Source organism: Xenorhabdus miraniensis, from assembly GCF_002632615.1.
Map to the genome: position 1 here is coordinate 1 of NZ_NITZ01000079.1, position 1,315 is coordinate 1,315.

General features: G+C 45.0%; 1 protein-coding gene. It reads right to left on the minus strand.

Features of this window, described 5'->3' with window-relative positions; translation table 11 throughout:
- Positions 1-34: 34 nt before the first annotated feature.
- On the minus strand, positions 35-1,243 hold the full coding sequence (locus tag Xmir_RS22100) for an IS256 family transposase (RefSeq protein WP_099116103.1): 1,209 nt from the start codon (positions 1,241-1,243) through the stop codon (positions 35-37).
- Positions 1,244-1,315 lie beyond the last annotated feature (72 nt).

The following is a 1,315-nucleotide window of genomic DNA, read 5'->3' on the forward strand; positions in this document are numbered from 1 at the left end:
GAGCCTGTCCACCATTTTGTGTAAGTGCCATTTCTTAGTAATGACCGTCAAGGCGATCACCAAACTCAATAATAAAACGACTCATTGCCATTCGCCAGTCTTGAAGTGGCATTGTCCATTTCTTTGAGGCGGCTTGGATCGCCAACCAGATGACTTTTTTCACCGCATCGTCGGTGGGGAAGACTTTACGCTTCTTGATCGCGTGTCTGATGACGCTATTCAGCGATTCGATGGCATTCGTTGTATAGATAACCTTGCGGATTTCCGTTGGATAGTCGAAGAACGTGGATAAATTATCCCAGTTAGCCTGCCAACTGCGACTTATCTGGGGATAGCGGTGATCCCAGATTTCACTGAACGCGTTCAAGGCCTGAAGCGCTGCCTCTTCTGTCGGGGCCTGATAAATCGTTTTCAGATCGCGCGTGACGGCTTTGTAATCTTTCCAGGCCACGAACCGGAGACTATTCCGTACCATGTGGACAATACACAACTGGATGCGCGTTTCGGGGTAAACCGCGTTTATGGCGTCTGGGAAGCCTTTCAGACCATCAACACAAGCAATGAGAATATCATTCAGCCCACGATTTTTAAGCTCTGTGAGTACGTTTAACCAGAATTTAGCCCCCTCATTTTCGGCTAACCACATACCTAAAAGTTCTTTCTGTCCTTCAATATTGATGCCCAGAGCGAGAAAGACCGATTTATTGATGACACGGTTGTCCTGACGGACTTTGAGCACAATACAATCCAGATAAACAATCGGATAAATGGCATCCAGAGGTCGATTTTGCCATTCAATGACTTGCTCCATGACCGCATCGGTGACCTTGGAGATTAAAGCGGGAGACACATCGACATCGTATAACTCTTTGAACGTGGCGACGATTTCACGGGTGGTCATGCCTTTAGCATATAAGGTTAAAATCTGATTATCCATGCCGGTGAAACGCGTTTGATTTTTCTTGATGAGCAGGGGTTCAAAGCTGCTTTCACGATCCCGGGGAGTACTGAGTTCCAAAGGTCCATCGCCAGTCATCACCGTTTTTGAAGTGTATCCATTACGGGAATTCGTACCTGTTTTAGACTGGTTTTTCTCATAACCGAGGTGATGGCTCATTTCGGCATTAAGCGCAGCCTCAACACTGAGCTTTTTCAGTAAACGATCAAATTGGTTGAGATCGTCAGGGGTTTTGAGGTTTTTAGCCAGTTCATTGGCCAGAGCCTGTAATTGTTTTTCGTTCATAAATCAACCTTATTTTGATAATAAATTAAACATATCAAGTTAAGGCAAATACACAATTTAATTTACAGGCTC